The sequence below is a fragment of the Variovorax gossypii genome, assembly GCF_003965815.1.
Classification (GTDB): Bacteria; Pseudomonadota; Gammaproteobacteria; order Burkholderiales; family Burkholderiaceae_C; genus Variovorax; species Variovorax gossypii.
In genome coordinates, this window is the sequence record NZ_RXOE01000002.1 from 1 (window position 1) to 26220 (window position 26220).

The following is a 26220-nucleotide window of genomic DNA, read 5'->3' on the forward strand; positions in this document are numbered from 1 at the left end:
CCGAGCGCGAAGAGTACCGGAGGGGTATAGCTCAATTGGCAGAGCGTCGGTCTCCAAAACCGAAGGTTGTAGGTTCGATTCCTACTGCCCCTGCCACTTAGGTGGCACTCCGAAAAGCCCGTCGCGTCCCGACGGGCTTCGGCGTCTCAAGAGACGCATTGAATTGAAGGCCTTCGGGTCACAGGAAATCAGCCGAACATGGCCACTTCTCAAATCGAAACCGTGAGCACCGGCGCCGACAAGGCCAAACTGGCCGCGGCGGTGGTGTTGGCAGTGGGCGCCATCGTGGCGTTCTATCTGCTGGCGCGTCAGGGCTCGCTGGTGCAGTGGGCTGCGTTGCTGGTCGGCTTGGCCGCGGCGGTGGCTGCCTTCGGCAGTTCGGAGAATGGTCGCCAGTTGTGGGCGTTCGGTCGTGATTCGTGGCGCGAGGTCAGGAAGGTTGTCTGGCCGACCCGCAAGGAAGCGATGCAGATGACGGCTTATGTGTTCGCCTTCGTGGCGATCATGTCCGTCTTCCTCTGGCTCACCGACAAGACGCTCGAATGGGTGTTTTTCGACCTCATTCTGGGCTGGAGAAAATAAATGATCGACGACGCAGTTGAAACCACGCCGAGCGCGCCGGAGGAAGAAAACACCTCCGTGCTGGCTCCTGCCGCCAACCCTGATCTGCGTTGGTACGTGGTGCATGCCTATTCGGGCATGGAAAAGGCCGTCGAGCGCAACATCACCGAGCGCATCAACCGCGCCGGCATGCAGGACAAGTTCGGCCGCATCCTGGTTCCGACCGAAGAAGTGGTCGAGATCAAGAACGGCCAGAAGCGCACCACCGAGCGTCGTTTCTTCCCCGGCTATGTGCTGGTCGAGATGATCATGGACGACGAAAGCTGGCATCTGGTGAAGCACACCAACAAGGTGACGGGCTTCGTGGGCGGCGCCAAGAACCGTCCGGCTCCGATCTCGCAGAAAGAGGTCGAGGACATCGTCAGCCAGATGCAGCAGGGCACCGAGAAGCCGCGCCACAAGATCGAATTCACCGTCGGCGAATTCGTGCGCGTCAAGGAGGGTCCGTTCACCGACTTCAACGGCACCGTCGAGGAAGTCAACTACGAGAAGAGCAAGGTCAGCGTGTCGGTCATGATCTTCGGCCGCGCGACGCCTGTGGAACTCGAATTCAGCCAGGTCGAAAAGACCTGAGCCCCGGACCGAGAGGTCCGAGCCACTCCCGGCTGCGCGTTGTCCGACTCGGCGCGCGGCTTTGATCGAAGAGTCGTTTAACCCCGGGGAGCCTCGGCCGCAAGCCAAGGCGATATCACCCGCAAGGAGCAAAAAGCATGGCGAAGAAAATCGTCGGCTTCATCAAGCTGCAAGTGCCAGCTGGTAAGGCCAACCCGTCCCCGCCGATCGGTCCCGCACTCGGTCAGCGCGGTCTGAATATCATGGAGTTCTGCAAGGCGTTCAACGCGCAGACGCAGAGCTACGAGCCGGGTTTGGCGCTGCCGGTGGTCATCACCGCGTTCGCCGACAAGAGCTTCACCTTCATCATCAAGTCGCCGCCGGCCGGTGTCCTGATCAAGAAGGCCATCAAGCTCGAGAAGGGCTCCGCACGTCCGCACACCGACAAGGTCGGCAAGATCACGCGTGCACAGCTCGAAGAGATCGCAAAGACCAAGATGAAGGACCTGACCGCTGCCGACATGGACGCCGCGGTTCGCACCATCGCTGGTACGGCCCGTTCGATGGGCGTGAATGTGGAGGGCGTGTAAATGTCCAAGATCACCAAGAAGCAGAAGTCGCTCGAAGGCAAGGTCGACAGCACCAAGCTGTACCCGCTGGCTGACGCGATCAACATCGTCAAGGAAGCCGCTACCGCCAAGTTCGACGAATCGATCGACGTGGCCGTGCAGCTCGGCATCGATGCGAAGAAGTCGGATCAGGTCGTGCGTGGCGCCGTCGTGCTGCCCAACGGCACCGGCAAGACCAAGCGCGTCGCCGTGTTCGCCCAGGGCGCCAAGGCTGAGGAAGCCAAGGCTGCCGGCGCCGACATCGTCGGCATGGACGACCTGGCTGCCATGGTCAAGGCTGGCGACATGCCTTTCGACGTCGTGATCGCTGCCCCTGACGCGATGCGCGTCGTCGGTACGCTCGGTCAGATCCTCGGTCCCCGCGGCCTGATGCCGAACCCGAAGGTCGGCACCGTGACCCCGGACGTCGCCACGGCCGTGAAGAACGCCAAGGCCGGCCAGGTCCAATTCCGCGTCGACAAGGCCGGCATCGTGCACGGCACGATCGGCCGTCGCTCGTTCGACAACGACAAGCTGCAAGGCAACCTCGCCGCGCTGATCGACGCTCTGGTCAAGGCCAAGCCCGCGACCAGCAAGGGCGTGTACCTGCGCAAGGTGGCTGTGTCGTCGACCATGGGTCTGGGTGTCCGCGTGGACACGCAAACCATCTCGGCGAGCTAAGAAGGATTTGCCTCACCCGAAAGGGCGGGGCGGATGTGGTGGGTCGCGGCGGCTTCGGTTGCCGCGGGCCATCCAAGACCGCTGGTGTGCAGGGTGCTGCACTTAAACGCCGGACCTCCCTGTCCGGTATCCAGCGCAGATGGCGACCCCACTGCAAGGAATCAAGGAAGTCGATTTTTTGTTCCTGACAGTTGGTCGCTGCATGAAGCGCGATCCCAGGCTCCGGCCGAAGATCGCATTTAAAGGAGTAGACCTTGAGTCTGAATCGCAGTGAGAAAGAAGCGGTCATCAATGACGTGACCAGCCTCGCCGCAAAAGCTCAAACGCTCGTGATGGCGGAATACCGTGGCATCACGGTGGCCGATATGACCAAACTGCGCAACGAAGCGCGCAGCAAGGGTGTGAGCCTGAGTGTTCTGAAGAACACCCTGGCCCGCCGTGCTGTCGCTGGTAGCCCGTTTGAAGTCGTCGGCGACCAGATGACCGGTCCGCTGATCTATGGCTTCTCCGAAGACGCTGTGGCCGCCGCCAAGGTGGTGGCCGATTTCGCGAAGACCAACGACAAGTTGGTCATTCGCGGTGGCGCTTTCGGTGGTAAGGCCCTGGACGTCGAGGGCGTGAAGCAACTGGCCAACATCCCTTCGAAGGAAGTGCTGCTGGCGCAACTGCTGGGCTTGATGCAATCCCCGATCTCTCGTACCGCCCGCGTGCTCGCGGCGCTGGCCGAGAAGCGCGGTGGTGGCGAAGCTGCACCCGCCGATGCCCCGGCAGAAGCACAGGCAGCCTGAGCTGTCTGCGTTTGAAACATTCAACCCAATTGTTAGGAAACAAAAATGGCATTCGATAAAGACGCATTTCTGACCGCGCTCGACAGCATGACGGTCCTGGAACTCAACGACCTGGTCAAGGCCATCGAAGAGAAGTTCGGCGTGAGCGCCGCTGCAATGGCCGCTCCGGCTGCTGGTGGTGGCGGTGCCGCTGCTGCTGCAGTCGAAGAGAAGACCGAATTCAACGTCGTGCTGGTCGATGCCGGCGCGAACAAGGTTTCGGCGATCAAGGCAGTGCGCGAAATCACCGGCCTGGGCCTCAAGGAAGCCAAGGACCTGGTGGAAGCCGCTCCCAAGGCTGTCAAGGAAGGCCTGTCGAAGGCTGACGCTGAAGCCGCCAAGAAGAAGCTGGAAGACGCCGGCGCCAAGGTGGAACTGAAGTAATTCAGACCCCCTGGAGGGCTGGAGGTGCCTGCAAAGGCCCTCCAGCCTTTGCCGCTTTCAGAGCGCACTCAAAAGCCGGCTCGTTGCCGGCTTTCCCGGAGACCCGAAGGGCTCCGGAAAAGCCAGAGCGAGATGTTTTTTGAGTGTCTTCTGACCCCGACTGCAGAAGACCCCTTGGTTCGGGCGATGTGCAACGCATCGCTGTCCGCCAACGGCTGGTAGTGGCCAGCCGCCAAGCAGTGGTGCCCAGGCACTGCTGACAAGTCGCTGAAGATCTCAAGCACCGGAGCTCTCATGGCCCAATCGTCCGCGTACAGTTACACCGAACGCAAGCGCATCCGAAAAAGTTTCGGCAATCGCGACAGCGTCGTCGAAATCCCCTACCTGCTGCAGATGCAGAAAGACGCGTACACCGCGTTCCTGCAAGCCGGCATCCCGCCGAAACAACGTACCGTCGAAGGCCTGCAGGCCGCGTTCGACGCCGCCTTCCCGATCGTCTCGCACAACGGTTTCGTCGAGATGAAGTTCCTCGAGTACAACCTGGCGAAGCCGGCGTTCGACGTGCGCGAATGCCAGACCCGCGGCCTGACCTTCGCGTCGGCCGTGCGCGCCAAGGTGCAGCTCATCATCTATGACCGCGAGTCGTCGACCTCGCAGTCGAAGGTGGTCAAGGAAGTGAAGGAACAAGAGGTCTACATGGGCGAAGTGCCGCTCATGACGGACAAGGGTTCGTTCATCATCAACGGTACCGAGCGCGTGATCGTGTCGCAGCTGCACCGCTCGCCCGGCGTGTTCTTCGAGCACGACAAGGGCAAGACGCACAGCTCGGGCAAGCTGCTGTTCTCGGCCCGCGTGATTCCCTACCGCGGTTCGTGGCTCGACTTCGAGTTCGACCCGAAGGACATGCTGTACTTCCGCGTGGACCGTCGCCGCAAGATGCCGGTCACGATCCTGCTGAAGGCCATCGGCCTGAACCCGGAATCGATCCTCGCGAACTTCTTCGTGAACGACAACTTCCGCCTGATGGACAGCGGCGCGCAGATGGAGTTCGTCTCCGAGCGCCTGCGCGGCGAAGTCGCGCGCTTCGACATCACCGACAAGTCGGGCAAGGTCGTGGTCGCCAAGGACAAGCGCGTCACCGCGCGCCACACGCGTGAGCTCGAGCAGGGCGGCACCACGCACATCAGCGTGCCGGAAGACTTCCTGATCGGCCGCGTGATCGCCCGCAACATCGTCGACGCCGACTCCGGCGAGATCCTGGCCAAGGCCAACGACGAGCTGACCGAAGCGCTGCTGAAGAAGCTGCGCACGGCCGGCGTGCAGGACGTGCAGGTCATCTACACGAACGAACTCGACCAGGGCGCGTACATCTCGCAGACCCTGCGCATCGACGAAACCGTGGACGAGTTCGCCGCACGCGTGGCCATCTACCGCATGATGCGCCCCGGCGAGCCGCCGACGGAAGACGCCGTGCAGGCCCTGTTCCAGCGCCTGTTCTACAACCCGGACACGTACGACCTGTCGCGCGTCGGCCGCATGAAGTTCAACGCCAAGGTCGGCCGCGACGAATCGACCGGCCCGATGGTGCTGACCAACGAGGACATCCTGGCCGTGGTCAAGATCCTCGTGGACCTGCGCAACGGCAACGGCGAAGTCGACGACATCGACCACCTGGGCAACCGCCGCGTGCGTTGCGTCGGCGAACTGGCCGAGAACCAGTACCGCACCGGCCTGGCACGTATCGAGAAGGCCGTGAAGGAGCGTCTGGGCCAGGCGGAGCAAGAGCCGCTGATGCCGCACGACCTGATCAACAGCAAGCCGATCTCGGCCGCGCTGAAGGAATTCTTCGGTGCCTCGCAGCTGTCGCAGTTCATGGACCAGACGAACCCGCTGTCCGAAATCACCCACAAGCGCCGCGTGTCGGCCCTTGGCCCGGGCGGTCTGACGCGCGAACGTGCAGGCTTCGAAGTGCGCGACGTGCACGTGACCCACTACGGCCGCGTGTGCCCGATCGAAACGCCTGAAGGCCCGAACATCGGTCTGATCAACTCGCTGGCCCTGTACGCCCGCCTGAACGAATACGGCTTCATCGAGACGCCGTACCGTCGCGTGGTCGACAGCAAGGTCACCAACGAGATCGACTACCTGTCGGCCATCGAGGAAGGCAAGTACGTCATCGCCCAGGCCAACGCGGCCCTGGACAAGGACGGTGTGCTGACCGGCGACCTGGTCTCGGCTCGTGAAGCCGGCGAATCGATCCTGGTCGGTGCCGAGCGCATCCAGTACATGGACGTGTCGCCCGCGCAGATCGTGTCGGTGGCCGCATCGCTCGTGCCGTTCCTCGAGCACGACGACGCGAACCGCGCGCTGATGGGCGCCAACATGCAGCGTCAGGCCGTGCCCGTGCTGCGTCCCGAAAAGCCGATGGTCGGTACCGGTATCGAGCGCGTTTCCGCGGTCGACTCGGGCACCGTGGTCACGGCCACCCGCGGCGGTATCGTCGACTACGTCGACGCGACCCGTGTCGTGGTGCGCGTGAACGACGCCGAAGCGGCTGCCGGTGAAGTCGGTGTGGACATCTACAACCTGATCAAGTATCAGCGTTCGAACCAGAACACCAACATCCACCAGCGTCCGATCGTCAAGCGCGGCGACAAGATCGCCAAGGGCGACGTGGTGGCCGACGGCGCATCGACCGACCTCGGCGAACTGGCTCTCGGCCAGAACATGCTGATCGCGTTCATGCCCTGGAACGGCTACAACTTCGAAGACTCGATCCTGATCTCGGAACGCGTTGTCGCCGAAGACCGCTACACCTCGATCCACATCGAGGAACTGGTGGTGATGGCTCGCGACACGAAGCTGGGCGCCGAAGAAATCACGCGCGACATCCCGAACCTGGCCGAGCAGCAGCTCAACCGCCTCGACGAGTCCGGCATCATCTATGTCGGCGCCGAAGTGCAGCCGGGCGACACGCTGGTGGGCAAGGTCACGCCGAAGGGCGAGACCACGCTGACGCCTGAAGAGAAGCTGCTTCGCGCCATCTTCGGCGAGAAGGCTTCCGACGTGAAGGACACCTCGCTGCGCGTGGACCAGGGCTCGCAAGGCACCGTGATCGACGTGCAGGTGTTCACCCGCGAAGGCATCCAGCGCGACAAGCGCGCCCAGCAGATCATCGACGACGAGCTGAAGCGCTTCCGCCTCGACCTGAACGACCAGCTTCGCATCGTCGAAGCCGACGCGTTCGACCGTATCGAGAAGCTGCTGACCGGCAAGGTCGCCAACGGCGGTCCGAACAAGCTGGCCAAGGGCACCAAGCTCGACAAGGCCTACCTGTCGTCGGTCGAGAAGTTCCACTGGTTCGACATCCGCCCGGCGGAAGACGAAGTGGCGACGCAGCTCGAGTCGATCAAGAACTCGCTGGAGCAGACGCGCCACAGCTTCGACCTCGCGTTCGAAGAAAAGCGCAAGAAGCTCACGCAGGGCGACGAGCTGCCCGCCGGCGTGCTCAAGATGGTCAAGGTGTACCTGGCCGTCAAGCGCCGCCTGCAGCCTGGCGACAAGATGGCCGGCCGCCACGGCAACAAGGGCGTGGTGTCGAAGATCGTTCCGGTCGAAGACATGCCCCACATGGCCGACGGCACGCCGTGCGACATCTGCCTGAATCCGCTGGGCGTGCCCTCGCGGATGAACGTGGGCCAGGTTCTCGAAGTGCATCTGGGCTGGGCCGGCAAGGGCGTGGGCCAGCGCATCGGTGACCTGCTGCAGCAGGAGGCCAAGGTGGCCGAGCTGCGCAAGTTCATGGAGCAGCTGTACAACGGTTCGGGCCGCAAGGAAGACATCGCCTCGCTGAGCGACACCGAACTGCTCGAGATGGCAGGCAACCTGCAGAACGGCGCGACCTTCGCGACGCCGGTGTTCGACGGTGCCTCGGAAGAGGAAATCCGCGGCATGCTGAAGCTGGCCTACCCGGACGACATCGCCAAGGCCAAGGGCCTGACCGACAGCCGCACGCAGGCCTACCTGTTCGACGGCCGCACCGGCGACCAGTTCGAGCGTCCCGTCACCGTCGGCTACATGCACTTCCTGAAGCTGCATCACCTGGTGGACGACAAGATGCACGCCCGCTCGACCGGCCCGTACTCGCTGGTCACGCAGCAGCCTCTGGGCGGCAAGGCGCAGTTCGGCGGCCAGCGTTTCGGGGAAATGGAAGTGTGGGCGCTCGAAGCCTACGGCGCTTCCTACGTTCTGCAGGAAATGCTGACCGTGAAGTCCGACGACGTGCAAGGCCGTACCAAGGTGTACGAAAGCATCGTCAAGGGCGAGCACTCGATCGAAGCCGGCATGCCGGAATCGTTCAACGTGCTGGTCAAGGAAATCCGTTCGCTGGGTCTCGACATCGAGCTCGAGCGTTCCTAATTTGAAAAGGGAAAGAGTCTTATGAAATCGCTACTCGACCTGTTCAAGCAATTCACGCCCGATGAGCATTTCGATGCCATCAAGATCGGCATGGCTTCGCCCGAGAAGATCCGTTCGTGGTCCTTCGGCGAGGTGAAGAAGCCCGAGACGATCAACTACCGCACGTTCAAGCCCGAGCGCGACGGTCTCTTCTGCGCGAAGATCTTCGGCCCCATCAAGGACTACGAGTGCCTGTGCGGCAAGTACAAGCGCCTGAAGCACCGCGGCGTGATCTGCGAGAAGTGCGGCGTCGAAGTCACGCAGACCAAGGTGCGTCGCGAGCGCATGGGTCACATCGACCTGGCCGCGCCCTGCGCACACATCTGGTTCCTGAAGTCGCTGCCGTCGCGTCTGGGCCTCGTGCTCGACATGACGCTGCGCGACATCGAGCGCGTGCTGTACTTCGAAGCCTACGTGATCACCGACCCCGGCATGACCCCGCTGAAGAAGTTCGGCATCATGTCCGAGGACGACTACGATGCGAAGCGCAAGGAATACGGTGACGAGTTCGTCGCCAAGATGGGCGCCGAAGGCATCAAGGACCTGCTGGAAGGCATCGAGCTCGACAGCGAGATCGAACGCCTGCGCGGCGACCTGACCGGCTCCGAAGTCAAGGTCAAGAAGAACTCCAAGCGCCTGAAGGTGCTGGAAGCCTTCCGCAAGTCGGGCATCAAGCCCGAGTGGATGGTGCTCGACGTGCTGCCCGTGCTGCCGCCGGACCTGCGTCCGCTGGTGCCGCTGGACGGCGGCCGCTTCGCGACCTCCGACCTGAACGACCTGTACCGCCGCGTCATCAACCGCAACTCGCGTCTGCGCCGCCTGCTGGAGCTGAAGGCTCCGGAAATCATCGCGCGCAACGAGAAGCGGATGCTGCAGGAAGCCGTCGACTCGCTGCTGGACAACGGCCGCCGCGGCAAGGCCATGACGGGCGCCAACAAGCGCGCGCTGAAGTCGCTGGCCGACATGATCAAGGGCAAGAGCGGTCGCTTCCGCCAGAACCTGCTGGGCAAGCGCGTCGACTACTCGGGCCGTTCGGTCATCGTGGTGGGCCCGACGCTCAAGCTGCACCAGTGCGGCCTGCCGAAGCTGATGGCGCTTGAGCTGTTCAAGCCCTTCATCTTCTCGCGCCTCGAAGCCATGGGCATCGCGACCACGATCAAGGCTGCCAAGAAGGAAGTCGAATCGGGCACGCCGGTGGTCTGGGACATCCTGGAAGAGGTCATCAAGGAGCACCCGGTCATGCTGAACCGCGCTCCTACGCTGCACCGTCTGGGCATCCAGGCCTTCGAGCCGATCCTGATCGAAGGCAAGGCCATCCAGCTGCACCCGCTCGTCTGCGCGGCATTCAACGCCGACTTCGACGGCGACCAGATGGCCGTCCACGTGCCGCTGTCGGTGGAAGCGCAGATGGAAGCCCGCACGCTGATGCTGGCCTCCAACAACGTGCTGTTCCCGGCTTCGGGCGAACCGTCGATCGTTCCTTCGCAGGACGTGGTGCTGGGTCTGTACTACACGACCCGCGACCGCATCAACGGCAAGGGCGAAGGCCTGGTCTTCTCCGACATCGGTGAGGTCCAGCGCGCGCTCGACGCCAACGAAGTCGAACTCACCGCCAAGGTGGCAGTGCGTATCACGGAGTACACCAAGAACAAGGAAACCGGCGAATTCACGCCGTCGACCTCGCTCGTGGATACCACCGTGGGCCGCGCGCTGCTGTCCGAGATCCTGCCGAAGGGCCTGCCGTTCTCGAACATCAACAAGGCGCTGAAGAAGAAGGAGATCTCCAAGCTCATCAACGTCTCGTTCCGCAAGTGCGGCCTGAAGGAAACCGTCGTCTTCGCAGACAAGCTGCTGCAGAACGGCTTCCGCCTGGCGACCAAGGCCGGCATCTCGATCGCCATCGACGACATGCTGGTGCCTTCGGAGAAGCACGGCATCATCGAGCGCTCGGCCAAGGAAGTGAAGGAGATCGAGCAGCAGTACGTTTCGGGTCTCGTGACCTCCGGCGAACGCTACAACAAGGTGGTGGACATCTGGGGCAAGGCCGGCGACGAAGTGTCGAAGGTGATGATGGCCAAGCTGTCGAAGCAGAAGGTCATCGACCGCAACGGCAAGGAAGTCGAGCAGGAGTCCTTCAACTCCATCTACATGATGGCCGACTCGGGTGCCCGCGGTTCCGCGGCCCAGATCCGCCAGGTGGCCGGCATGCGCGGCCTGATGGCCAAGCCTGACGGCTCGATCATCGAGACGCCCATTACCGCGAACTTCCGCGAAGGCCTGAACGTGCTGGAGTACTTCATCTCCACCCACGGTGCCCGTAAGGGTCTGGCCGACACGGCGCTGAAGACGGCGAACTCGGGCTACCTGACCCGTCGTCTGGTCGACGTGACGCAGGATCTGGTCGTCACCGAGCAGGACTGCGGCACGCACGGCGGCTACCTGATGCGCGCCATCGTCGAAGGCGGTGAAGTCATCGAATCGCTGCGCGACCGTATCCTCGGCCGTACCGCTGCCGACGACGTGCTGCACCCCGAGAACCGCGCGGTGCTGCTGAAGGCCGGCGAGATGTTCGACGAGGACACCATCGAGGAGCTCGAGGCGCAGGGCGTGGACGAGGTCAAGGTGCGTACCGCGCTGACCTGCGAAACCCGCTTCGGCATCTGCTCGACCTGCTACGGCCGCGACCTGGGCCGCGGCGGCCTGATCAACATCGGCGAAGCCGTCGGTGTGATCGCCGCCCAGTCCATCGGCGAACCGGGCACGCAGCTGACGATGCGTACCTTCCACATCGGTGGTGCCGCTTCGCGCGCCGCCATTGCCTCGAGCGTGGAAGCCAAGTCGAACGGCTCGATCGGCTTCAACGCCACGATGCGCTACGTGACCAACAGCAAGGGCGAGCTGGTCGTGATCTCGCGTTCGGGTGAAATCATCATCCACGACGAGCATGGCCGCGAGCGCGAGCGCCACAAGGTGCCGTACGGCGCGACCCTGACGGTCAAGGCCGACCAGCAGATCAAGGCTGGCCATGTCCTGGCCAACTGGGACCCGCTGACCCGCCCGATCATCACGGAATTCGCCGGCAAGACGCAGTTCGAGAACGTCGAGGAAGGCCTCACGGTCGCCAAGCAGGTGGACGAAGTGACCGGTCTGTCGACCCTGGTCGTGATCGACCCGAAGCGCCGCGGCGCCGCCAAGGTCGTTCGTCCGCAGGTGAAGCTCATCGACGCCTCCGGCGCCGAAGTGAAGATCCCGGGCACCGACCACTCGGTGACGATCGGCTTCCCGATCGGCGCGCTGGTGCAGGTGCGTGACGGCCAGGACGTGGGCCCCGGCGAAGTGCTGGCGCGTATTCCGGTCGAAGGCCAGAAGACCCGCGACATCACCGGCGGTCTGCCGCGCGTTGCCGAGCTGTTCGAAGCTCGTTCGCCGAAGGACAAGGGCATGCTGGCCGAAATGACCGGTACCGTGTCGTTCGGCAAGGAAACGAAGGGCAAGATCCGCCTGCAGATCACCGATCCGGAAGGCACGGTCTGGGAAGACCTCGTGCCGAAGGAAAAGAACATCCTGGTGCACGAAGGCCAGGTGGTGAACAAGGGCGAATCCGTGGTCGACGGCCCGGCGGACCCGCAGGACATCCTGCGCCTGCTGGGTTCGGAAGAACTGGCGCGCTACATCGTGGACGAAGTGCAGGACGTGTACCGCCTGCAGGGCGTGAAGATCAACGACAAGCACATCGAGGTGATCGTTCGCCAGATGCTGCGCCGCGTCGTGGTCGACAACATCGGCGACACGAGCTACATCTCCGGCGAACAGGTCGAACGCAGCGAAATGCTCAACACCAACGACGCCCTGCGCGCCGAAGGCAAGATCCCCGCGACGTTCACCAACCTGCTGCTGGGTATCACGAAGGCATCGCTGTCGACCGACTCGTTCATCTCGGCCGCTTCGTTCCAGGAAACGACGCGCGTGCTGACCGAAGCCGCGATCATGGGCAAGCGCGACGAGCTGCGCGGCCTGAAGGAAAACGTCATCGTCGGTCGCCTGATCCCCGCGGGCACCGGCATGGCGTACCACCAGGCACGCAAGGTCAAGGACGCCATGGACGAGGCCGAGCGCCGCGCCATCGCCGAATCGGAAGCAGCCGAACTGGCTGGCTCCGGTGAAGCCGATGCGGCTGCCAGCACGACGGAAGCCAGCGAAGGCGCTGCGACCGAATAACTGGTTAGCATCACCGGCCATGACCGGTACATCACGCCCCCCGACCGCCCCCGGTTGGGGGGCGTTTTTCTTTGTGTTCCCATGAGGCTTGGTGGTCGATGAGTCTGTTGCCCGAATCGATGGCCGGCTGGATCGTGATCGCGATCCTGCTGTTCTGGTTTGTCGGTGCCTACAATCGGCTGGTGCGTCTGCGCGCGGCCGTGCTGCAGGCCTATGGCCAGCTCGATGCGGCGCTGGGCAAGCAGCTGGATTTCGTGCAGGCCAGCATCGCGGCGGGGCCGCAACCCGAGGCCGCGCCCACGGGCGAGCTGCTGTCTTCGGTCGCGCCGCTGCAGGCTGCAACCGCGCAGCTCGCCACGCTGCTGGGAGCGACCCGGCTGCGACCGCTCGATGTCGGCGGCATGGCCGCGCTGGCCACCGCGCTGCAGGTCTGGATCGGAGCCTGGCAGCGCCAGCACCCCGACCAGGTGACGGTGTTCGATGCCGACGGCACGCTGTCGCGGCCCGTACCGCTGCAGCCCGGCACGACAACGACCGTGGTGTCCGGCGCCGCCGAGCCGATCGGCTGGCCCGAGCCCTCGGCCGCGGCCGAGATCGCGCGCAGCCAGTTCAACCTGGCGGTGGCGCAATACAACGCTGCGATCGCGCAGTTTCCGGCGGTGCTGGTGGCATGGGCCGTGCGTCTGCGTCCGGCAGCTCCGCTGCTCTGAATAGAGCTTGCGGCGCGCTTCGACCACCGTTTCTCTCCGTTTCTTCTTCTTTCCATGCGCGAAGTCCGGCCTTTGGCCGGCCCGTTACCATCGCCTCCAACTTGTCAGAACTACCTTCCGATCCTTCCCGCAGGGGCCATGGCGATACGCCGCCGCTGCAACAACCTCCGCTCTGGCGCCAGCTGCAGCTGACTGCGACGGCGCTGGCGTCGATCCGGGCCGGCACCTCGGGCTCGGTGGCCTTCGAGGCCGTCGAGCCCGCGCTGCGGCCGGGCGTGCAGGCGCTCGGCTTCCAGGTGCTGCGCTGGCTCGGCCGCGCCGAGGCCCTGCGCCGCCACCTGGCCAAGCGCACCCCGCCGCCCCTGCCCGATGCACTGCTGTGCACCGCACTGGCGCTTGCCTGGGACGCCGCGCACGCGCCCTACGAACCTTTCACGCTGGTCGACCAGGCCGTCGAGGCCGCCAAGCGCAACCCGGCCACGCGGGCGCAGGCCAGCTTCATCAATGCCTGCCTGCGGCGCTTCCTGCGCGAGCGCGACGAACTCGTGGCGGCCACCGACACCGAACCCGTCGCGCAATGGAACCATCCGCGCTGGTGGATCGAGCGCCTCAGGCGCGACCATCCGCGCGAGTGGCAGCGCGTGCTCGCTGCCGACAACGCGCAGGCGCCGATGACGCTGCGGGTCAATGCACGCAAGACGACCGCTGCTTCCTATCTCGCCGAGCTGGAGGCAGTCGGCCTGGGCGCGACGCGCGTGGGGCCCAGCGGCCTGCAACTGGCACGCGCCCGCCCCGTGCAGCAGCTGCCCGGTTTTGCCGATGGCGCTTGCTCGGTGCAGGACGCTGCCGCGCAGATGGCCGCGCCGCTGCTGCTCGACGGCCTGCTGCAGCCAGCGAAGCCCGGCGAGACGGCCGCGCCGCTGCGCGTGCTCGACGCCTGCGCCGCTCCCGGCGGCAAGACCGCCCATCTGCTCGAGATGGCGAGCCCCGGCGCCATCGACGTCACCGCGCTGGAAGTCGATGCAACGCGCAGCCGCCGCATCGACGAAACCCTGGCCCGCCTCGGGCTCCAGGCCAGGGTGCTCGTCGCCGATGCGGCCCGGCCGGCCCAGTGGTGGGACGGCACGCCCTTCGACGCCATCCTGCTCGACGCGCCGTGCACCGCCTCGGGCATCGTGCGGCGCCATCCCGACGTGCGCTGGCTGCGCCGCGAAAGCGACACCGCCCAGCTCGCCGCCCAGCAGGCCGCGCTTCTGGCGGCCCTGTGGCCGCTGGTGCGGCCCGGCGGGCGGCTTCTGTACTGCACTTGCTCCGTGTTCCGCGAAGAGGGTTCGCAACAAATTGATGCGTTTCTTGTACACAACACCGACGCACGATTGCTGCCATCGCCGGGCCATTTGCTGCCCCAAAGCGGGTCGAATGCCCGCAGCGTCCCGGACAATGCCTCTGGTGACCACGACGGCTTCTTCTACGCCCTGCTTGAAAAGCGTCCGCGTTGAGCGACGGCGCCGGCTGATCCTGTCGCTGCCCGTCCTGCTCTGGATCTGGGCGATTTGGATGGCCTTCCTGCCGGCTCCGGTCTCCGCGCAGGGCCGCAACGGCGCGTCGATCACCCAGATGCGGCTGGAGCAGTCCGACGACGGCATCTACTTCAGCGCCGCGGTGCAGTTCGAGCTGCCCTCGCTGGTCGAGGAGGTGCTCGACAAGGGCATCGCCGTCTATTTCGTGGCCGAGGCCGAACTTTTCCAGGAGCGCTGGTACTGGACCGACCGCAAGGTCGCGCAGGTCACGCGCCACATGCGGCTGGCCTACCAGCCGCTCACGCGGCGCTGGCGGCTCAACGTGTCGGCGGCGCCGATGACCGGCGCGGCCGGCCTGGGCATCTCGCTGAACCAGAACTTCGACACCCTCGGCGACGCGCTCGATGCCATCAAGCGCGTCGGCCGCCTGCGCATGGGCGACGTGGCCGAGATCGGCGACGACCCGCAGCACCAGGTCACGTTCCGGTTCAGGCTCGACACCTCGCAGCTGCCGCGCCCCTTCCAGATCGGCGTGGTCGGCCAGTCCGACTGGAACATCGCCGTCGAGCGCACCGCGCGTCTCGCGGTGGAGAAGCAGAAGTGAGCACTCCGGAGCGCGGCGGCACTTCGGCCTCGTCGGCCGCGAGCCGCGCGCGAGCCCGACGCTGGGCCATCGGCGTCGGAGCCGCGCTGGTCACGGCCATCGGCCTCGTGCTGATGTTCCTGCTGGCCCAGGCCACCAACAACCGCGCGCTGTACGAGCGCTACTACGTGCGCCTGTTCGGCATCAATGTCGTGGTGGCGGTGCTGCTGGTGCTGGTGATCGGCTGGGTGGCCTTCCGCCTGCTGCGGCGCCTGCGACAGGGCAAGTTCGGCAGCCGGCTGCTCATCAAGCTCGCGGCCATCTTCGCGCTGGTGGGGGTGGTGCCGGGGGCGCTGGTCTACGTGGTGTCGTACCAGTTCGTCGCGCGCTCCATCGAGAGCTGGTTCGACGTCAAGGTGGAAGGCGCGCTCGACGCCGGCCTGAACCTCGGGCGTGCCACGCTCGATTCGCTGTCCGACGATCTTGCCGTCAAGACGCGCAGCGCCAGTGCGCAGCTGGCGCAGGTGCCCGACGCCAGCGCGGGCCTGGTGCTCGAGCGCATCCGGGACCAGCTCGAGGCCAGCGACGTCATTCTCTGGACCGGCAGCGGCCAGCTGGTGGCCAGTGCCGGCACCTCGCGCTTCCAGCTCAATCCCGAGCGCCCGACCGTGCAGCAGTTTCGCCAGGTGCGCCCCGAGCGCGCCGTCGCGCACGTCGAGGGGCTGGACGAAACCGCCGCGGCGGGCGCCACTCCGCCGGTCGCCAGCGTGCGTGCGCTCGCCATGGTGCAAAGGCCGGGGTTCGACTTCGACACCGCTCCGCGCTATCTGCAGGTCACGCGGCCGCTGCCGCCGGCAGTGGTCAAGAACGCGCTGGACGTGCAGGAGGCCAACCGCGAGTACCAGGAGCGTGCGATCGCGCGCGAGGGGCTGCGCCGCATGTACATCGGCACGCTCACGCTGAGCCTGTTCCTCGCCGTGTTCGGCGCGGTGCTGCTGGCCGTGCTCTTCGGCAACCAGCTCGCGCGCCCGCTGCTCGTGCTGGCCGACGGCGTGCGGCAGGTGGCCGCCGGCGACCTGCGGCCCACCGCCGTGCTGCAGGGCAAGGACGAGCTGGGCGGCCTTACGCGCTCCTTCGCCGTCATGACACAACAGCTGGCCGATGCGCGCGGCGCGGTCGAGAAGACCATGGGCCAGCTCGACGCGGCGCGGGCCAACCTGCAGACCATCCTCGACAACCTGACCTCGGGCGTGATCGTGCTCGATGCCAAGGGCACCGTGCTGTCCACCAATCCGGGCGCGACCCGCGTGCTGCGCGCGCCGCTCGCGGCCTACGAAGGCCGGCTGCTCGTCGAAGTGCCTGGGCTGGCGGAGTTCGGTGCCAAGGTGCAGCAGCAGTTCGAGGACTTTCTCGTCGAGCGCATGCAGCACGGCCTCGACCACTGGCAGCATGCCTTCGAGCTGCATGCCTCCGGCGCCGACCTGCCGCAGCAGGACGGCGCCATCAACATCGTCGCGCGCGGTGCCGAACTGCCCGGTGCCGCGCGGCTGCTGGTGTTCGACGACATCTCCGAGATCGTCTCGGCCCAGCGCGCGCAGGCCTGGGGCGAAGTGGCGCGCCGGCTCGCGCACGAGATCAAGAATCCGCTCACGCCGATCCAGCTCTCGGCCGAGCGGCTCGAGATGAAGCTCTCCGGCAAGGTCCAGCCGCCCGAGCAGGCCGTGCTCGTGAAGTCGGTGAAGACCATTGTCGACCAGGTCGATGCGATGAAGCGGCTGGTGAACGAATTCCGCGACTACGCGCGCCTGCCCGCTGCCGACCTGAAGCCGGTGGACCTGAACGCGCTGCTGACCGACGTGCTCCAGCTCTACAGCGCGGAGAACCTGCCGATCACGCTGCGCTCCGAACTCGACGAACGCTGCCCACCCATCCGTGGCGACGCGCAGCAGATCCGCCAGGTCATACACAACCTGTTGCAAAACGCGCAGGACGCCGCCGAGGCCGCCGCCAGCGGCACGGGCAAGGTCGGCGAGGTCACCATCCGCACGCGGCTCGGCGACTCCGGCCAGCGCGTGCGACTGACCGTGCAGGACACCGGACCGGGCTTCGCCGAGAACATCCTCAAGCGCGCGTTCGAGCCCTACGTCACCACGAAAACAAAAGGTACCGGTTTAGGGCTGGCGGTCGTCAAGAAGATCGCCGACGAGCATGGCGCGCGCATCGAGCTTTCCAACCGCGTCGTCGATGGGGCTGTAGCGGGGGCACAAGTCTCGCTATCATTCGCGCTGGCAGGCGAGCCGCAGGCAGCGGTCGCTCACACCGAAGATTCGTCGAAGTCTTCCGCCGCCTGAGCCGCACGCACGAACGAATGTCCGTCGCACAGGCGACGGATCGGCCAGCGACTCGACAAACATTGCAGACACCAGCGCACACAACAAGCATCACTCATGGCAAACATTCTCGTGGTCGATGACGAGCTGGGCATCCGGGACCTGCTCTTCGAAATTCTCAATGACGAAGGCCACAACGTGGAGCTCGCGGAGAACGCAGCCGAAGCTCGCGCTGCACGCCAGCGCGCACGGCCCGACCTCGTGCTGCTCGACATCTGGATGCCCGATACCGACGGCGTCACGCTGCTCAAGGAGTGGTCCACCGCGGGCCTCCTGACCATGCCCGTCATCATGATGAGTGGCCACGCCACCATCGACACCGCGGTCGACGCCACGCGCATCGGCGCGTTCGCCTTCCTCGAAAAGCCCATCACCATGCAGAAGCTGCTCAAGGCGGTGGAGCAGGGCCTGGCCCGCGAGAACGCACGCCGTGCCGCTGCGGGCGTGGTGCCCGCGCCGGTCACCGGCAGCCAGTCGGCAGCCATCACGACGACGGGCGACAGCCTGCTGATGGCGTCGCTGGCCTCGGTGCCCGTGGCCGATGCCGGCCCGCAATCGACCCAGAGCTTCGACCTCGACCGCCCGCTGCGCGACGCGCGCGACGGATTCGAGAAGGCGTACTTCGAGTTCCACCTCGCGATGGAGAACGGCTCGATGACCCGCGTCGCCGAGAAAACCGGCCTCGAGCGCACCCATCTCTACAGAAAACTCAAACAACTTGGCGTTGATCTTTCAAGAGGGCGAAGAAGCGCTGTATAATTCGAGGCTACACACAGCAATGGCCCGGTAGCTCAGTTGGTAGAGCAGCGGATTGAAAATCCGCGTGTCGGTGGTTCGATTCCGCCCCAGGCCACCACTCTTCTAAGCCCTTGATTCTTAACGGAATCAGGGGCTTTTCAGTTTGTGGCGCCTCGCTATCCGCTTGATTTGGTACACCAAGCAGGTACACCGTGGCATCTACGCTTCATAGAATCGGCGGCGCATCAACTGTTCGCCGACGCTCGTTCATGGCCCAGCCGTTCAAGTCCCCGACTGGGATCTATCAGTTGCGCCGCAAGGTGCCGCCCGAGTTGCGGTCTGCGCTCGGCCGCGAGTACAAGAGATCGCTTAAGACCCGCGATCCGTCCGAAGCGAAGACGAGATTTGCCGAGGAGTGGGCGAGATCGGACGATGCTTTCGCACTCGCTCGGGCTCAATCAGACGGTCTCAATGCGCTGGGCGAACGAGACATCCAGCAGCTGGCCGCGCGATGGTTTCGGACCGAGGCGCAGAAGCTTGAAGCGTCGGGTAACTTCGTTGATTGGCTGTTCGAAGCCGAGACGTGGGTCAATGAACTCGGCGATCAGTACGTCGAGCACACTCGGCTTGCTAGTGCTCGGCAGGCGCTGGACGAGGGGTACTTGGAAGAGCAGGACTTCGCTTCTCATGTCACTCGCAATGTCGCGGCCACGCTGCGATCCAGTGGTGTGCCTTTGCCCACAGACACCGAACGACGAGCGCGCCTTGAGGCGGCTTTTCGTGAGCACTGGCTCAAGCTATCTGACCTCGCATTCAAGCGCTACGAAGGCAACTGGACGATCCAACCCGATGTTCTGCCGCATGAGCCGCTGACGATGGAGGCCAAGCGAAAAGCGTCGAAGCAGCACACGAAACTCCTTGACCTGTTCAAGACCTACAGCGCCGACAAGAAGCTCAACGATGGCGACACGCGGGGTGTACGCAAGACGCTGGACGGCTACGAAGCAACGCTCAAGCAGTTCATCGAACTCTGTGGCGATCTCCCTATCGAGAAGATCAGCCGCGAGACGGTCCGTGAATATCGGGCCTATCTGGCTCAAATGCCCGCAAAGGGCGATGGCATCCGCAAGCTATCGGCAAAGCAATTGATTGCGAAAGCCGAAGCCGAAGGGTTGCCCAAGGTTTCTGCGCCAACCATCCGAAACAAGCTGCGTGCTCTGTCCGCTGTGCTCAGTCATGGTGTAAGGCTGGGGTTGCTTGCGGAAAATCCAGTCATCGCGGGCGGCATCGGCAGGGCTGCGGCGAAGGCCGCTGGCAGTCGCGGTGCTGCATCGCGGCGGCGCAGGGACTACACCAAGGATGAACTGCGGCGTATCTTCATGAGCCCGATCTTTACCGAGGCGGGATGGTCTGCGCCTCGCGCGGATTTCGGTAGGGCGTGGTACTGGATGCCGCTGCTGATGTACTACACGGGGGCGCGGCGCGAAGAGCTTGCGCAGCTCGCCGCGAGGGACGTGCTGGTCAGCAGCGAGGGGATTCCTTGTCTGAGCATTCTTGCGATGCTGGATGACGATGACGCAGATCGTGGAGTGAAGACAGAAGGGAGTCGGCGGATGATTCCGCTGCATCCTGATTTGGTGGAGCGAGGTTTTCTGGAGTACGCGCAAAGTGTCCCGACGGGTGGGCAGTTGTTTCCCAAGTTGAAGCCAAGCCCTGCCGGTTTTTACGGCGCGAACTTCGGCAAGCGCTGGGCAGCATATTTGCGTGAGGTGGTGGGTTTGGATACTTCAGTCAGCCCTTCGCACGGCTTCCGCCACACGTTCAAGACGCTATGCCGAGAGGTGGGCGTCGCTGAAGACGTACACGATGCGATCACTGGTCATGCCGGGGCTGGGATGGTGGCGCGCGACTACGGGCAAATGCCACTGGTGCGCATGGCTACCGAGATTGCTCGTTACCCATCTGTAGATGCTCTGACTGATTCGGCCTAGTTTCTTCCCGGCTAGTGATTGCAGGGTCAAAGGGGGTAAGCCCGGGCGTGCGACTGCTCGCCCGAGTGGAAGATGGCTGGCTATGCTGTCTCTAGCGACGGTACCGGCTTCGTGGCAGCTTTGTGTATTGCGGCGTAAGCCGCTTCCTCTGCCTGTAGCTCGGCTTCTAGCGCGGCTACCTGTTCGGCCACAAGCCATGACGGTGCCGCGTGGCCTTGCTGGCTGGAAATCGGGTTCGTGTCCTGAGTATGCATGCGCATGAGCATGTACTTGGTCGATGCATCGACCTCCTCGCTCATGACTTCGGTTGATGTCGCAGTCGTGCGTTGGAACAGTCTGCCTAGCAGCGTGTCACCGGCAAGGATGCCAGCCCTCTTCAACGCCGGGATATACCGCCGCACGTCATTGGATCTCTTGTTGTTGAGGTCGGCATACCAGCGGCAAAGTGTGCCGATGTCCGGGGTAATGCCGCGACGTCGGTTGGCAAACCTTAAAACAAAGGACGCAAACCGGCGAACCTCGGGCCTCAAGGAGTCAAGCGCCTTAAGGCGGGCCGGCAATATGGTCGCTAGGTCAAGGGGGCGGATATCCAGCTCAGATGCGGGAATGATCTCGCCCGTTTTTAGGTCCACGTACTCGCGTACTGAGCGGACCTTCCCGGCCTTGGTCTGCGAGATGGACAGGACGGCAAGGGACCTCGCGTCTAGTTTCTCGGTGTATTGAATCCGAGTGACAGTTTTATTCTGCAAACATGTTCCTTTTAAAGTCAGGGGGAATGCCGGGAAGTCAGCATTCATGCGGGGTTCAGCCCGATGAAAGTGCGCAGAAAGCGCAGATCTGTGCCTAAAAAATGGGCAGTGGTGCTGATGTCACGGCGGAACGACAGAGTTCGGCTGCCCGCAACTGCATGGGGCCTTGTGAGGCCGAGGTAGTGGTACGCGGGCAGTTGAGCGCGCGGAGCAAGTCGCGGTGAAGAGTGCGGCGAACGCTGTCTGTTCACTTAGGTGGTCCCGTCACCACCGCGAGGCGTTTCGAGGGTGAACAAGGGCTCCCGCTGTTCGCAGGGCGTTGCCTGCAATCCTCCTGCTTCGCGCCTTGGCGCGGGCAGGAATGAGCTCTTTTTGGCTCGGACGCCGCTGCGGAGCGGGGTGCGAGCAGGACCTCAGGCTCCAAATTCGGAGGGGCTTACCTGGGCTTTCTCTGGGCCGTTGAGCGTTGACGGCGGGCCAGAGTAAGGGGGTGAAAGACGGCTGGCGCGCGAACTGGTGCCCGTCGGGATCATCGAGCGCCGATAACGATCACGGATAACGCGCCGTAATCCAGGGCGACTTTCGAGGCGGTTCGAACCCAAACTCCAGGTGCATCCAATCCGTGGACGAAGAGGCAACTCCTTCGGCGGCGAGCGCGTGCCATAGGGCGATTAGAGCGCTGTGTGCCTGCGCGTCGCCTCGCCGCTTAGCCTGTTTGACATTGCATAGCAGAGCGTGGGTGACGTGGTGTCGGTCGTAAAGGGCCAACTGGTTTTTCCACTTGCCGGCTTGCAGCTGTCCGTACATGGGTAGGCCGTGCAGGCCCTCCGACTGCAACTCTGCCGTTCCCGGCAGTCTGGAAAGCGTCTCGAAAATTGCGCCTAGATGCCGAAGAGCACGGGCCAAGCGGAAACGTTGGAGTAGCGTCATTACTTCCTCGTTGACTGGGTTACACCACAAAGAAGTCTGCCACAAAATCACACTTATAGTGTGTGTACTTATAGTGTGAGTACCGGAACACTGAGGGTGTGCAAGGTCCGAAGCGCTCACCCTCTCAGCAAGCTCTGCTAAAGGCTTTTGGTGCAGCTATGCGGCTTCGACGCAAAGAGGTCGCATTGACTCAGGAGCAGGTAGCTGAACACGCCGACCTGCACACAAACTACGTCAGTTCGGTGGAACGAGGCGAGCGCAACGTCTCACTCCACAACATCGCTCAGATTGCTGCGGCGCTACGTGTAAAGCCTTCTGAACTGGTGGCTGCCATCGATCATTTGTCGCCGAGCGGATGACGTAAGGCACCAGCTGTTTCTCTCTTACAGGTCGACCGACCTGAATCCGAGGCCTTTAGTATTAAATTTTGAGGGCGTCCGCGCGGCTTAGCCGTTGACTCTCGCTACCCAGTCAGGCTCTTTTGCCAGAGCGCTCGCCAGCTTGGGAATACGCGGCTCAAAAGGCCCCGGGAAGGCGTGTTATCGCCTTTTTGGCGCACGATCTAAAGCTGGGTGTGACTTCGTGTCGGCTGGGCGGTGCGAGCGCCTGTGGCTCGATCTAAGGCCTTGGCGCTGTTCGTGCCGAAAATTCCTTGCCGAGGGCTCTAGGATGTTGGCTCCGCCGCGTCCCTTGCCCGCATGATGGTCTGCCTGCTGGTTTGAAATTCTCGGGCGAGTGCCGCAACGGAATCCCCGGCCTTGACTCGCTGGCGCACAGCCTGGCTCTGAAGCTCTGATAGAGACGAGGGACGGCCCAACGACTTGCCTTCGGCCTTCGCGCGTGCAAGTCCAGCCTGTGTTCGCTCGACGAGCAGGTCACGTTCGAACTCTGCGACGGCTGCTATGACACCCATGGTCATCTTGCCGGCTGGGCTAGTCAGATCAACGCCGCCCAGCGCCAGGCAGTGGACACGAACGCCCATTCCTGACAGTCCCTCTACTGTCGCTCGTACATCCATTGCATTCCGTCCAAGGCGGTCCAGCTTCGTGACCACCAGTACATCGCCGTCCTCCAGCTTGTTGAGGAGCTGACAAAAACCCGCTCGCTCAGCTGCTGCTACGCTGCCTGACACCGTTTCCACGATGGTGCGTGACGCAATAACGTTGAAGCCTGCGGCCCCGATCTCTTGGACTTGGTTGTCGGTGGTTTGATCGGCAGTAGAGACACGGCAGTACGCAAAGACACGAGACATAGCAGGGCCTAGGTGTTCGTTAAGGGTGTCCGAATCATCTGGTATGTCCGTTAATGTGTCAAGCTAGATTTTGGACACATCTAAAGCGGCTGTCCGTATACGGTCGTTTTTGGACGAATGAGCGCTAGCGAAGGGCACTGAGCCGATGCGACCATCGGGCTTGATCGTTGGGGGGAGTCGCTTATCGTCAACTGTGAGGGGGCCGGGGGGGCGTAGAGAGGCTTTCGAGTTGGACCTGTCCTCGCGCAAATGGGCTTCAAAATTTATGCAGAGGGTTGCCGTCGGTGCGGGAAGGGGCAGGTCGCACCAAACGAAGATCTGCCGGCGCCCTCGGTCTCTTACGAGGATGCGGGCAACAAAATGCTACGCTCGCCGACTACTAACGACTAGCAGCAATGGCAAAGAACGAGCGCGAGACCGAGAATTTTGTTCGCGACGAATTGCGGGCACTCCAGTACTTCCATCCCGACGCGAACATTCGGGTGGAGGAGCAGAAGAGCAATATTGAGGCCGTGAAGCGACTGCTGCGAACTGGTAGCAAGTCGGGTGCAGGCGGCTTTGGATCACCCGAGTTCATCATCTCGGCGACTGATACGCCCGACTTCCTCATGGTAGTTGAGTGCAAGGCCGACACTAAAGATCACCAGAGTGGTCACGCCTACATGGGCGTTCTCAGCCCTGCGGGAGATGTTGCCGACATTGGCGACTATGCAAAGCGAGCCCAGCGGTACGCGGTCGATGGAGTGCTCCACTACGCTAGGGCGTTGTCGAAGGAATTCAACGTCATAGCGGTGGCTGTCAGCGGAGGCGCGAAGTCCAGCAAACTGTTCTCTGTGTTTCTGCACCCGAAAGGCGGTGACAAGGCCAGCCCCCTGCTTTCCAAAACGGGTGCTGCAATCGAGGCATTCCTGCCATGGCCGGACCTGATCGAGCACGCGACTTTCGATCCCACGGTGCAAAAGGTCAAATTCGATGAGTTGATGGCGTTCTCGCGTGAATTGCATGAGTTCATGCGGGATCATGCAAAGCTTACGGAGAGCCAAAAGCCCTTGCTTGTCAGTGGCACGCTGATCGCACTACGCAACGCCGCCTTTTCTAAGGCCTATGACGCGCATACACCCGACGAACTCCAGAAGGAATGGATGCGAGTCATTCGGGGCGAAATCGAGAAGGCGAATATCCCGCAGGGCAAGAAAGACAACATGGCCCAGCCCTACTCAGGCATTGCGGTCCACCCAGTGCTTGGCAAGGCATCGGTCGCATATCCGCGAGGAGTTCTACACGAGCTGATCACGCGTCTTCGCGAGAAAGTATGGCCGTTCATTGAGGTGTATCGGGACTTTGATGTCGTGGGCCAGTTCTACGGTGAGTTCCTAAAGTACACGGGCGGAGACAAGAAGGCTTTGGGTATCGTGCTGACACCCCGACACATCACGGAATTGTTTTCGCTGATTGCCAACGTCGATAGGTCGAGTACGGTCATAGATATCTGTGCGGGTACGTCGGGATTTCTTGTGTCCGCGATGCATCAGATGATGCGCAGCGCCCAGACAAAGGCCGAAGTTGAGCGAATCAAGAAGCAAGGGCTAGTCGGTGTAGAGCAACAGCCCGACATGTTCGCGCTTGCCGCTTCCAACATGATTCTCCGGGGAGATGGAAAGGCCAACCTGTATCAAGGATCGTGCTTCGACAAGGCGATTACTAAAGCCATCGTGGCACATAAGGCCAACGTGGGTCTTCTAAATCCGCCGTTCTCGCAGTCAGATGCGGATCAACACGAGCTTCATTTCGTGAAGCATATGCTGGACTGCCTAGCCCCGGGCGGCACAGGTGTTGCCATCGTACCGATGTCCTGTGCGATCTCGCCGCATCCCCTAAAGCTTGATCTTTTGAAGAATCACACTCTGGAGGCGGTTATGTCCATGCCGGACGATCTTTTCTACCCGGTGGGCACTGTGACTTGCATCATGGTGTTTACCGCTCATCAGCCGCATGCCAAATCTGATCGAAAGACTTGGTTCGGATTCTGGAAACGCGACGGCTTCGTCAAGGAGAAGCACAAGGGGCGCGTGGACCTTTACAACCGCTGGTCTGAGATTCGTGCAAATTGGATTGAGGCCTACCGCAACCGCGAGGTCCATGTCGGCTTCAGCGTCAGTAAAAAGGTGGGGGCAAATGACGAGTGGTGCGCGGAGGCGTACATGCAGACGGACTACTCCACGTTGGACCGTCAGCATTACGAGGAAAATGTAAAGCGCTTTCTTGTCTTTCAGTTGCTTCATGGGATGCAACCTGCCAACGGAGCGGACAACGAGGAGGATGCACTGTGAAGGTCGTGAAGGTTTCCAGCCTGTTCGGAGTCCACTATGGTTCCAACCTCGAACTTAATCGCCTGCTGCCTGATCCCACGGGGATTAACTTTGTTTCCCGGACCGCGAACAACAATGGTGTATCTGCGAAAGTGCAGCGCATTCCAGGGCTAGCTCCGATCAAAGCGGGTGTCCTCACGGTCGCGGGCGGGGGCTCGGTTCTTGAGACGTTTGTGCAACCGGAGCCGTTCTACAGCGGGCGAGACCTGTACTACCTCGACCCAAAGACGGAAATGACGTTGCAGCAGAAGCTGTACTACTGCATGTGCATACGGAAGAACAAGTACCGTTTCAACTATGGCCGGCAGGCGAATCGCACCCTGAAGGACTTGCTTATCCCCGACCTAAACGAAATTCCAACATGGCTTGACTCGGCGTTCAGTCAGGTGGTTGAGGATTGGACGCAGACCCTTACGCACTTCCCAACGGTCTCGGTGGCCAAGGCATAATCAGCGGCCGCAGCCTGCCCGGGTGGTGAAATTGGTAGACGCAGGGGACTCAAAATCCCCCACCGAAAGGTGTGCCGGTTCGATTCCGGCCCCGGGCACCACATGTCAATTTCTGGCATGTCACAAAGACTCAGAGTCACGACCCTCTGGTGCTAGCCTGCTACGAACCAGCCCATCAGATTGGGATGGT

General features: G+C 63.0%; 19 protein-coding genes and 3 tRNA genes. 20 read left to right on the forward strand and 2 right to left on the reverse strand.

What is annotated here, in order from left to right:
- Window positions 1-20 precede the first annotated feature (20 nt).
- From EJP69_RS07710 to EJP69_RS07785, 16 genes are all read left to right on the forward strand, one after another.
- A tRNA-Trp gene (locus EJP69_RS07710) sits at window positions 21-96 on the forward strand.
- A 102-nt stretch (window positions 97-198) separates the two neighbouring features.
- On the forward strand, window positions 199-582 hold the full coding sequence (gene secE / locus EJP69_RS07715; protein ID WP_019658339.1) for a preprotein translocase subunit SecE: 384 nt from the start codon (window positions 199-201) through the stop codon (window positions 580-582).
- Window positions 583-1194 carry a transcription termination/antitermination protein NusG gene (gene nusG / locus EJP69_RS07720; protein ID WP_093206992.1) on the forward strand — a complete coding sequence of 204 codons (612 nt, stop codon included), beginning with the start codon at window positions 583-585 and terminating at the stop codon, window positions 1192-1194.
- A 137-nt stretch (window positions 1195-1331) separates the two neighbouring features.
- A complete protein-coding gene (gene rplK, locus EJP69_RS07725) occupies window positions 1332-1763 on the forward strand; it encodes a 50S ribosomal protein L11 (protein ID WP_093206996.1) in 432 nt (143 codons plus the stop codon).
- Window positions 1764-2462 (forward strand): 50S ribosomal protein L1, encoded by a 699-nt coding sequence (gene rplA / locus EJP69_RS07730; protein WP_093206999.1) that lies wholly within the window; start codon window positions 1764-1766, stop codon window positions 2460-2462. It begins immediately after the preceding gene.
- 254 nt (window positions 2463-2716) lie between these two features.
- Window positions 2717-3250, forward strand: coding sequence for a 50S ribosomal protein L10 (rplJ, locus tag EJP69_RS07735; RefSeq protein ID WP_019658335.1), 534 nt, complete (start codon window positions 2717-2719; stop codon window positions 3248-3250).
- A gap of 45 nt (window positions 3251-3295) precedes the next feature.
- Complete coding sequence (gene rplL, locus EJP69_RS07740; protein WP_093207002.1) at window positions 3296-3673, forward strand: 50S ribosomal protein L7/L12; 378 nt, start codon at window positions 3296-3298, stop codon at window positions 3671-3673.
- A gap of 294 nt (window positions 3674-3967) precedes the next feature.
- Complete coding sequence (gene rpoB, locus EJP69_RS07745) at window positions 3968-8092, forward strand: DNA-directed RNA polymerase subunit beta (protein ID WP_093207004.1); 4125 nt, start codon at window positions 3968-3970, stop codon at window positions 8090-8092.
- Window positions 8093-8113: 21 nt separating this feature from the next.
- Window positions 8114-12349: a DNA-directed RNA polymerase subunit beta' gene (gene rpoC / locus EJP69_RS07750; RefSeq protein ID WP_093207007.1), complete on the forward strand. Its 4236-nt coding sequence runs from the start codon at window positions 8114-8116 to the stop codon at window positions 12347-12349.
- Between the two features lie 98 nt (window positions 12350-12447).
- The gene (locus EJP69_RS07755; RefSeq protein ID WP_093207009.1) at window positions 12448-13059 is read left to right on the forward strand and encodes a LemA family protein; all 612 of its coding nucleotides are present in this window, start codon (window positions 12448-12450) and stop codon (window positions 13057-13059) included.
- A 101-nt stretch (window positions 13060-13160) separates the two neighbouring features.
- Window positions 13161-14558 carry a 16S rRNA (cytosine(967)-C(5))-methyltransferase RsmB gene (gene rsmB / locus EJP69_RS07760; protein WP_176947360.1) on the forward strand — a complete coding sequence of 466 codons (1398 nt, stop codon included), beginning with the start codon at window positions 13161-13163 and terminating at the stop codon, window positions 14556-14558.
- 58 nt (window positions 14559-14616) lie between these two features.
- Window positions 14617-15183 carry a DUF4390 domain-containing protein gene (locus EJP69_RS07765; RefSeq protein ID WP_176947393.1) on the forward strand — a complete coding sequence of 189 codons (567 nt, stop codon included), beginning with the start codon at window positions 14617-14619 and terminating at the stop codon, window positions 15181-15183.
- Entirely contained in the window at window positions 15180-17513 is a 2334-nt protein-coding gene (locus tag EJP69_RS07770) for a sensor histidine kinase (protein ID WP_126469298.1), read from the forward strand. Before EJP69_RS07765 ends, EJP69_RS07770 begins: the two co-directional genes overlap by 4 nt.
- A gap of 96 nt (window positions 17514-17609) precedes the next feature.
- On the forward strand, window positions 17610-18311 hold the full coding sequence (locus EJP69_RS07775) for a response regulator (RefSeq protein ID WP_093207017.1): 702 nt from the start codon (window positions 17610-17612) through the stop codon (window positions 18309-18311).
- A 21-nt stretch (window positions 18312-18332) separates the two neighbouring features.
- Window positions 18333-18408, forward strand: a tRNA-Phe gene (locus EJP69_RS07780).
- Between the two features lie 151 nt (window positions 18409-18559).
- A complete protein-coding gene (locus EJP69_RS07785; protein ID WP_170217066.1) occupies window positions 18560-20281 on the forward strand; it encodes a site-specific integrase in 1722 nt (573 codons plus the stop codon).
- 80 nt (window positions 20282-20361) lie between these two features.
- On the opposite strand, the gene EJP69_RS07790 is transcribed toward EJP69_RS07785, so the two are convergent.
- The gene (locus EJP69_RS07790) at window positions 20362-21078 is read right to left on the reverse strand and encodes a hypothetical protein (protein WP_126469299.1); all 717 of its coding nucleotides are present in this window, start codon (window positions 21076-21078) and stop codon (window positions 20362-20364) included.
- Window positions 21079-22058: 980 nt separating this feature from the next.
- On the opposite strand from EJP69_RS07790, the gene EJP69_RS07795 reads away from it, so the two are divergent.
- Window positions 22059-22319, forward strand: coding sequence for a helix-turn-helix domain-containing protein (locus EJP69_RS07795; protein WP_309938913.1), 261 nt, complete (start codon window positions 22059-22061; stop codon window positions 22317-22319).
- A gap of 305 nt (window positions 22320-22624) precedes the next feature.
- Here EJP69_RS07795 and EJP69_RS07800 read toward each other — a convergent pair whose 3' ends face one another.
- Complete coding sequence (locus tag EJP69_RS07800) at window positions 22625-23212, reverse strand: recombinase family protein (protein ID WP_126469300.1); 588 nt, start codon at window positions 23210-23212, stop codon at window positions 22625-22627.
- Window positions 23213-23607: 395 nt separating this feature from the next.
- On the opposite strand from EJP69_RS07800, the gene EJP69_RS07805 reads away from it, so the two are divergent.
- The 3 genes from EJP69_RS07805 to EJP69_RS07815 all read left to right on the forward strand — a co-directional run bounded on the left by EJP69_RS07805 (window position 23608) and on the right by EJP69_RS07815 (window position 26131).
- Entirely contained in the window at window positions 23608-25542 is a 1935-nt protein-coding gene (locus EJP69_RS07805) for an HsdM family class I SAM-dependent methyltransferase (protein WP_126469301.1), read from the forward strand.
- Window positions 25539-26030 carry a restriction endonuclease subunit S gene (locus EJP69_RS07810; protein WP_126469302.1) on the forward strand — a complete coding sequence of 164 codons (492 nt, stop codon included), beginning with the start codon at window positions 25539-25541 and terminating at the stop codon, window positions 26028-26030. Before EJP69_RS07805 ends, EJP69_RS07810 begins: the two co-directional genes overlap by 4 nt.
- Before the next feature lie 16 nt (window positions 26031-26046).
- A tRNA-Leu gene (locus EJP69_RS07815) sits at window positions 26047-26131 on the forward strand.
- Window positions 26132-26220: the final 89 nt, after the last annotated feature.